The organism is Lactobacillus acetotolerans DSM 20749 = JCM 3825 (assembly GCF_001436775.1).
In the GTDB taxonomy this organism is placed as follows: Bacteria; Bacillota; Bacilli; order Lactobacillales; family Lactobacillaceae; genus Lactobacillus; species Lactobacillus acetotolerans.
On the sequence record NZ_AYZC01000022.1, the window covers coordinates 19,171 to 27,103 of the forward strand.

The following is a 7,933-nucleotide window of genomic DNA, read 5'->3' on the forward strand; positions in this document are numbered from 1 at the left end:
AGTAGGGGATAAAGAATGAAAGGACCACGTATCTATAATTCGCTTAGTCCAGAAGAGCGAAAAGCACGCTTAAAACGTAAACAAGATAAAAGAGAAAAAGAGATTCACCGTGTTCGGCGTAATCGAATAATTGCAATTTTTTCAATTTTAATTGTCTTTTTGGGTATACAAATTTCTGTTAAAGTTGCCCAGACAAATAGAATTAATAATCAAGTCCAAGCTTCTAAAGAATCTTTAACTAAAGTCAAGAAGCAAGATAAGGATTTGTCAGTTAAGCGTGACGACTTAAAAGATCCAGATTACGTGGCTAAACTTGTTCGCTACAAGTTTTATTATTCCAAACCCAATGAAAAAATTTACAACGTACCTGAAGAAAATGATAATTAATAATGAAGTATCAAGTTGGACAACGTGTTAACGGTGTAATTAATAATATTGTCGATTTAGGCATTTTTGTGACACTGCCAGGGCGACGTTCAGGGTTGATTCACCACAGTGATTTTGGTAATAACTGGGAACGTGAAAGACGTCTTTATCAAAAAGGTCAAGAGATCCATGTGGTGATTATGCATAATCATAAGGGGCGATTAAGCCTCTCATTAATGCGGGTTAATGATCCGAAATTGGTAGATCCTAGCAATCAGTTTTCACATACTAGGCCAGCGGATTTTATCAAGGTATTAACCCAGACTGCTGAGGATGCACAAACTGAAATTAAACAGTTGCGAAAAGAATTGTCTAAGAATGCGGCTTATTAATTTTTTTAAAAAGCATAATTTATCGTTGCAAGACAAAGTATTTGTCGTAGCAACGAGTGGGGGGCCAGATTCGATGGCCCTTTTAGATATGCTAAATAATTTAAAGAAAAAGTATCATTTGCAGATAATTTCTGCGCACTTTGATCATCAGTTGCGTGCTGATAGTTACCAAGAAACGCAATTAATTAAACAATATTGTGCGCAAAATAATATTGCATTTGTTAATAAAAAATGGAATAAAAAGTTGCAGCCGCAAATTGGAATTGAAGCTGCAGCACGAAAATATCGCTATGCTTTTTTGACGGAAATAACGAAGAAAAGGCATGGCGATTACTTGCTCACGGCACATCATTGTGATGATTTATTGGAAAATATTTTGCTTAAATTTATTCGTTCCGGTAATCCTAGCGAGATGAACAGCTTACAGGCTGTAGGCAATATGCGAGGCACAATCTTGTTGCGACCGTTGCTTGGTTATGAAAAGGTTGAGTTGCGTAAGTATGATCAGGTAAATAATGTCTCCTTTATTGACGATGAAACTAATTTTAAGGATGATACGATGCGTAATCGTTTACGCCATCATGTCGTACCGCTCTTAAAAAAAGAAAATCCTAATATTGGTGAGAATGCTTTACGTTTTAGTGAGAACATTAACCTGTTAACTGATTTAGTAGGTAAGAAATTTTATGAAATTAAGCACCCTAAATTATTTTTGGGTGTTGCGTATAGGTTAGATAAATCTGAATTAGCTGATTTAAGCAAAAAAGAGAAGTTATATTACTGGCAAAACTTTATTTGGCAAAAATGGCATATCCGGGTTAACGAAAATTTAGCCAGTTTTAACTTAATTGATTACCAAGATTGTTTTTACTTAATCAAGGACAATTTAAAGCTAGTAAACAAAGCTTTTCCTATTAAAATAGACAAAGCTTTTACGTTTAATGGCAGAGCTTTTGTTTTAACTAATAATAAGAAGGACCTAGAATTAGTTGGTGATTTCTATTTATCTGCAGATAAAACTTTCTACGCTGGACCATTAAAAAAGGGGGCTAAGTTGTCCCTAAAAAATGGGCAACATGCAAAGAATAAGAAAGAATTTGCTCAAGCAGGGATTCCAATTAATTTGCGCCCATATTGTTTAACAATTTATGCAAATAATGCGCCTGTCTTTGTAGAAAAAACTTATCAAAATCAGGTTTATACCAACATTGACAAGCATTATTATATATATGCTCTGAAAAAATAAATAAGATATTTTAAAATATTAGGGCAATGTGATTATTTGTGTTAAACTTTTAATCGTATATCTTTAGAAACTTTGCGGAGGTTTTTTATGAAGAATAACCGGAATCGGCTGTTTTCAAACGGCTTGTTCTATATAGTTGTGTTCCTTCTGCTCCTATGGGGAATCAATTGGGCACTTGGTGGATCTAACAGCTCTAGCAGTAGTCAAAATATTAGCTACTCAGAGTTTGTTAAGGATTTAAACCAGGGCAAAGTTAAGAACTTTAGTGTTCAACCTGCTAATGGTGTCTACACTGTGTCAGGGAGTTATAAAAAAGCACAAAAATCTAAGAGTCAATCTAAGAATAGTTTTGACTTCTTTAATAGTGGCTCCGGTAGTCAAAAGGTAACGAGCTTTTCAACTACTATGCTTCAAAATGATGCTAGTGTGAAGAAAGTTCAAAACCTAGCACAAAAGAATAGTACCCGAATGACTAACCAGGGAGAATCACAGTCTGGTAATTGGATTTCAACAATCGTAATGCTTGTTCCAACTATCCTATTTATCGTCATGTTATGGATGATGATGAGCCAGTCTGGTGCTGGTCGTGGCGGTAACGGCGGAATTATGAATTTTGGCCGTTCACATGTTAAGCCAGAGGATCCGTCTAAGAATAAGGTCCGTTTCTCTGATGTTGCTGGTGAAGAAGAAGAAAAGCAAGAATTAGTTGAGGTTGTTGAATTTTTAAAGAATCCAGCTAAATATACTAAATTAGGTGCAAAGATTCCAAAAGGGGTCTTGCTTGAAGGCCCTCCTGGTACTGGTAAAACTTTACTTGCTCGGGCTGTTGCCGGTGAGGCCAACGTTCCGTTTTACTCAATTTCTGGTTCAGACTTTGTTGAAATGTTTGTTGGTGTCGGTGCTAGCCGTGTACGTGACTTGTTTAACAATGCTAAGAAGAATGCACCAAGTATTATCTTCATTGATGAAATTGATGCTATTGGTCGTCGCCGTGGCGGCGGCATGGGCGGCGGAAACGATGAACGTGAACAAACATTAAACCAATTATTGGTTGAAATGGATGGATTTGAAGGCAATGAAGGTGTTATCGTTATTGCCGCAACTAACCGTTCTGATGTTTTGGACCCAGCTTTACTTCGTCCAGGTCGATTTGACCGAAAAGTTTTGGTTGGCCGTCCAGATGTTCGTGGTCGTGAAGCTATCTTAAAAGTTCATGCTAAACACATGCCATTGGCAGAAGATGTAGATTTAAAGGAAGTTGCCCGTCAAACACCTGGTTTTGTTGGTGCTGACCTGGCTAACCTTTTGAATGAGGCTGCTTTGCTTGCTGCTCGGCGTAATGGAACGCATATTACTGCCGCAGATATTGATGAGGCGGAAGACCGTGTCATTGCAGGACCGGCAAAGAAAAACAGTCTTATTTCTAAGAAAGAAAGACGACGTGTTGCTTTCCATGAGGCTGGTCACTCAATTTGTGGTTTGGTCTTGAGCGATTCGAGAACGGTACGTAAAGTTACCATTGTTCCTCACGGTCGTGCAGGAGGTTATAACATTATGCTGCCAAAGGATGATCAATTCCTTTTGACTAAGAAGCAGTTAATGGAACAACTTGTTGGACTAATGGGAGGTCGTGCAGGTGAAGAAGTAGTAGTAGGTGATAAATCTACTGGTGCTTCAAATGACTTTGAGCAGGCCACCCAGATTGCTCACAGCATGGTTGTAAATTACGGTATGACTAAATCTTTGGGAATGGTTGAACTTGAAAAAGAAGGCGAAACCAATCCTTATAACATGAAGCCATACAGTGAGGCAACTTCTGCTAAGATTGATGAAGCTGTTAAAAAGCTTTTGGATGAGGCTCATTCTAAGGCGGTTGAAATTGTTGAAGACAATCGTGATACGCATAGGATAATTGCTGAGGCCTTGCTTAAGTACGAAACTTTGGATGAAAAGCAGATTATGTCTTTATATAAGACTGGTAAGATGCCTGAAAAGAACGCGGAAGAATATCCAAGTGAATCCAAAGCTTCAACTTATGAGGAAGCTAAGGCAGCTGCTGAAAAGAAACAGGTTCTTAAGGCTGAGAATAAGGATAAAAATGCGGAACAAACTGAAGAAGATAAAGATGAATTAGAAACTCCTTCAGAAAAGAATGAATCCGTAGAAAAAGAAAATCCTGAAAAGCCAAAAGATGCTGATTCTAATTCTGATAAAACAGATGATCATCCTTCTGATGACAATAAATAGAAATTAATAAATAGGGCCTGCTAAAGGCTCTATTTTTTTAGGGGAACGATTAATGAGTGATTATTTAGTTAAGTCTATTGATAAGACAAAAAATTTACGTTTATTAACAATTACTGCTAAGGGTGTAGTCCAAGAAGCCCAAAAACGCCATGATATCTGGTCGACTTCTTCAGCGGTTTTAGGTAGAACCCTAGTCGGTGCACTTTTACTTGCTGGTGCTGAATTAACGGATAAGGAAGAATTAACAGTTCGTCTTTTGGGTAATGGGCCTGTAGGTCCAACTGTTGCTACAGCTAAGTCTGATTTAACTGTAAAAGGTTATGTCAAGAATCCACATATTGCTTTACCACCTAAGAAGAATGGGCATATTGATGTTAAAAAAGGTGTGGGTCAAGGTATGCTTGAAGTTACCAAGGACCTAGGCTTGAAGAAACCATATACAGGGGAAGTCCCAATTGTATCTGGTGAAATTGCTGAAGACTTTGCTTATTATTTAACAAAATCCGAACAAATTCCATCTGCGGTTGGATTATCCATTTTTGTTAATCCTAATAATAGTATCGGCGAAGCTGGTGGCTTTATGTTACAGGCTCTTCCGGGTGCTAGTGATGGTTTAATTGATAAAACAATTAAGAGAATTAAGGCTTTACCAGCATTGTCATCCTCCTTCTTAGATGGAATGACGCCAGAAGATTTAGCTCGTAAGATTTTGGGTACAGATTGCAAACTCCTTGAAAAGGACAATGTTGCTTTTAAATGTGATTGTTCTAAAGAAAAATACGCTGATATTTTAGAAACTTTAAGAATTGATCAGCTTGAAAACATGATTAACCAAGATCATGGGGCAGAACTTACATGCAATTTCTGCAACAATCAGTACCATTATACAGAGGACGAATTAAAGGATATTTTAGCTAAAAAGAAGTCGGATAAGGAATACTAAGCACCTTTTTTATGGCTCTAAGTTTTGTCCTCATGGGCTTTTTTGTTATTATATTAGAGTATCTGAAAGGATGATTTGGTGGATAATAGTTGGAAAATTCGTGACGTGACCATTCCTAATCGAGTTGTGGTCGCTCCGATGGCAGGAGTATCGAATTCTGCTTTTCGGGTGGTTTGTAAAGAATTCGGGGCAGGTTTAGTTGTCTGTGAGATGATCTCTGATCATGGGATTATTTATCGTAATAAAAAAACGTTATCAATGATGCGGGTTGATCCACGGGAACACCCGATGAGTATCCAAATTTTTGGTGGTACGGAAGAGACTCTGCTTCAAGCTGCGCAATATGTTGATCAGCACACTGCTGCTGATATTATTGATATCAATATGGGTTGTCCTGTACCTAAAGTTACCAAAACTGATTCTGGTTCTAAGTGGCTGCTTGACGCAAATAAAATTTACCAAATGGTACATGCAGTTGTGCAAAATGTTCAGAAACCAGTTACCGTTAAAATGCGAATTGGCTGGGATCGTAAACATATTTTTGCCGTAGAAAACGCTTTGGCTGCTCAAGAGGCTGGTGCCAGTATGGTTGCCATGCATGGCAGAACCCGTAAACAAATGTATCAAGGTCATGCTGATTGGGAGACATTGCACGATGTTGCCCAAGCACTTGATATTCCTTTTGTAGCTAATGGTGATATTAAGACGCCTGAGCTTGCTAAAAAAGCATTGAATGAAATTGGATCAACAGCGGTAATGGTAGGTCGAGCTGCACTGGGTAATCCGTGGATTTTGAAAGACATGGTTCATTACCTGGATACTGGTGAAAAGTTGCAACCACAAACTGTACGTGAACGGGTAGCAACTGCTAAACACCAACTAAATGGGCTAGTCAAGTTAAAGGGTGAAAAAGTTGCAGTTCCTGAATTTCGTCAGCAAGCCGCATACTATTTGAAAGGACTTCCCCGTTCAGCCCGTACTCGTGCTAAAATAAATGAGGTTTGGACGCGTCAAGAAGTTTATGATTTACTTGATAATTTTGTTGATGATTATGAGAAACGTCAAGCTCAGCGTAAAGCAAGATGTACTGTATTGAACAAGTAATGGAGGAAAGAAAAATTGGCAAAGAATGAAATGAATGACCAATTAAGAGTTCGTCGCCAGAAGTTAGAAGAACTGCGTGATAAGGGTATTGAACCGTATGGTGCTCGAAAATTTGATCGTCAAGATTTGGCTAGTACTTTGGAAAAGAAGTATGGCAAAGATGATAAAGAAGAATTAAATAATGATATGCCTAAAACCAAAATTGCCGGTCGAATGCTTGCTAAACGTGGTAAGGGCAAAGTAGGTTTTGCAGACTTATATGATCGTACCGGTAAGATTCAGATTTACGTACGTAAAGACATAGTTGGTGATGACAACTATAAAATATTTAAGAAATCCGATATTGGTGATTTCTTAGGTATTGATGGTGAGGTCATGAAAACTGATACTGGGGAGTTAACTATTCGTGCTCACCACGTGACATTCCTAGCTAAAGCCCTTCGTCCATTACCTGATAAATATCATGGTTTAAAGGATGTTGAACAAATTTATCGTCAACGTTACCTTGACTTAATCACCAACCGTAAGAGTTACATGCGTTTTGTACATCGTACACAAATTATTCAAGCTATTCGTGATTATTTGAATAATAGACATTTCTTGGAAGTTGAAACTCCTGTACTGCACAATATTCCTGGTGGTGCTGAAGCTCGTCCATTTAAGACCCACCACAATGCTTTAGATATTGACCTTTACATGAGAATTGCGTTGGAATTACCACTAAAACGTTTAATTGTTGGTGATATGGAACGGGTTTATGAAATTGGCCGTGTATTTAGAAACGAAGGCTTAGATACCCAACACAACCCAGAATTTACTGAGTTGGAGAGTTACGCAGCTTACTGGGATTTCCATGATGTTATGGATGAGGCTGAGGGCATCATTCGTGCTGCAGCTAAAGTCGTTACTGACGATGGTAAGATCACTTACCAAGGAACTCAGATTGATTTAGGTAAGCCTTTCCGTCGTGTACACATGGTTGATTTGATTAAAGAAAAGACCGGGATTGATTTTTGGAAACCAATGTCACTTGAAGAAGCTACTAAGATTGCTGAAGATCATGATATTAAGGTTGAAAAATTCTGGAAAGTTGGTCATATTATCAATGCTTTCTTTGAAAAGTATTGTCAAGATACCATCGTTGACCCGACGTTTGTTTATGGTCATCCGGTAGAAGTTTCACCACTGGCAAAGAAGAATGCCGATGATCCGAGGTTTACTGATCGTTTTGAAATTTACATTATGGGTGAAGAATACGGTAATGCCTTTTCAGAATTAAATGATCCAGATGATCAGCGTGCTCGTTTCGAAGCACAAATGGAAGAACGTGCTGCTGGTAACGATGAAGCCGACTTAATAGATGAAGATTATCTTCGTGCAATGGAGTATGGTATGCCGCCTACAGGTGGTTTAGGAATTGGAATTGACCGTTTGGTTATGCTTTTAACTGATGCACCAGCTATTCGTGATGTTCTGCTTTTCCCAACCATGCGTCCTAAAAAAGTTGAGGGTGTTGATGAAGAAGTTAAAGAAGATTTAAAAAAGAAGAATAAAAAGAATTAAATCGAATTTTAAAAACTGAAGTTAACCCCCTGAACTAGACGAAGAGTCTAATCCAGGAGGTCTTTTTATATG

At 38.1% G+C, this 7,933-nt stretch carries 7 protein-coding genes; all 7 read left to right on the top strand.

Annotated elements, in window-relative coordinates; genetic code table 11:
- The first annotated feature begins 15 nt into the window (after nt 1-15).
- The 7 genes from FC77_RS04550 to lysS all read left to right on the top strand — a co-directional run bounded on the left by FC77_RS04550 (nt 16) and on the right by lysS (nt 7,861).
- Nucleotides 16-387, top strand: a complete 372-nt coding sequence (locus tag FC77_RS04550) for an FtsB family cell division protein (RefSeq protein ID WP_056970316.1) — start codon at nt 16-18, stop codon at nt 385-387.
- Nucleotides 387-758, top strand: coding sequence for a S1 RNA-binding domain-containing protein (locus tag FC77_RS04555; protein WP_082621120.1), 372 nt, complete (start codon nt 387-389; stop codon nt 756-758). Before FC77_RS04550 ends, FC77_RS04555 begins: the two co-directional genes overlap by 1 nt.
- Nucleotides 745-2,004, top strand: coding sequence for a tRNA lysidine(34) synthetase TilS (gene tilS / locus FC77_RS04560; RefSeq protein WP_056970318.1), 1,260 nt, complete (start codon nt 745-747; stop codon nt 2,002-2,004). Before FC77_RS04555 ends, tilS begins: the two co-directional genes overlap by 14 nt.
- A gap of 87 nt (nt 2,005-2,091) precedes the next feature.
- Nucleotides 2,092-4,251 carry an ATP-dependent zinc metalloprotease FtsH gene (gene ftsH / locus FC77_RS04565; RefSeq protein ID WP_056970319.1) on the top strand — a complete coding sequence of 720 codons (2,160 nt, stop codon included), beginning with the start codon at nt 2,092-2,094 and terminating at the stop codon, nt 4,249-4,251.
- Nucleotides 4,252-4,303: 52 nt separating this feature from the next.
- Nucleotides 4,304-5,194, top strand: a complete 891-nt coding sequence (hslO, locus tag FC77_RS04570) for an Hsp33 family molecular chaperone HslO (RefSeq protein WP_056970320.1) — start codon at nt 4,304-4,306, stop codon at nt 5,192-5,194.
- Between the two features lie 78 nt (nt 5,195-5,272).
- Nucleotides 5,273-6,298, top strand: coding sequence for a tRNA dihydrouridine synthase DusB (gene dusB / locus FC77_RS04575; protein ID WP_056970321.1), 1,026 nt, complete (start codon nt 5,273-5,275; stop codon nt 6,296-6,298).
- Between the two features lie 15 nt (nt 6,299-6,313).
- The gene (lysS, locus tag FC77_RS04580) at nt 6,314-7,861 is read left to right on the top strand and encodes a lysine--tRNA ligase (RefSeq protein WP_056970322.1); all 1,548 of its coding nucleotides are present in this window, start codon (nt 6,314-6,316) and stop codon (nt 7,859-7,861) included.
- The last annotated feature ends 72 nt before the right edge of the window (nt 7,862-7,933 follow it).

Coding starts and splice junctions, on each gene's coding strand:
- FC77_RS04550 (WP_056970316.1), top strand. CDS start 16: ATGAAAGGACCACGTATCTATAATTCGCTTAGTCCAGAAGAGCGAAAA.
- tilS (WP_056970318.1), top strand. CDS start 745: ATGCGGCTTATTAATTTTTTTAAAAAGCATAATTTATCGTTGCAAGAC.
- ftsH (WP_056970319.1), top strand. CDS start 2,092: ATGAAGAATAACCGGAATCGGCTGTTTTCAAACGGCTTGTTCTATATA.
- hslO (WP_056970320.1), top strand. CDS start 4,304: ATGAGTGATTATTTAGTTAAGTCTATTGATAAGACAAAAAATTTACGT.